This is a genomic window from Burkholderia sp. Tr-20390, from assembly GCF_017104595.1.
Lineage (GTDB): Bacteria > Pseudomonadota > Gammaproteobacteria > Burkholderiales > Burkholderiaceae > Burkholderia.
Window position 1 is genome coordinate 1 of sequence record NZ_JAAGPC010000469.1, and the last position, 206, is coordinate 206.

At 72.8% G+C, this 206-nt stretch carries 1 protein-coding gene; it reads left to right on the plus strand.

What is annotated here, in order from left to right:
- Nucleotides 1-206: alpha/beta hydrolase (locus G3N98_RS39585; RefSeq protein WP_241026312.1), on the plus strand; the 206-nt coding region annotated here is incomplete at both ends.

Below are 206 nucleotides of genomic sequence, written 5' to 3' on the forward strand. Positions count from 1 at the left end.
GGGCACCTCGATGCGCTCGTCGACCACTATGCGCCGGCCGGCGAAGTCAACCTGGTCGGGCACAGCATGGGCGCGAACGTCGTGTGCCTGTATGCCGGCGCGCGGCCGGAGCGCGTGCGGCGCGTGGGCGATCTCGAGGGTTTCGGGCTGGCGCCCGCGCGGGCCGAGCAAGCGCCGCGCCGGTTGCGCGGCGTGGTGGTTTTTAT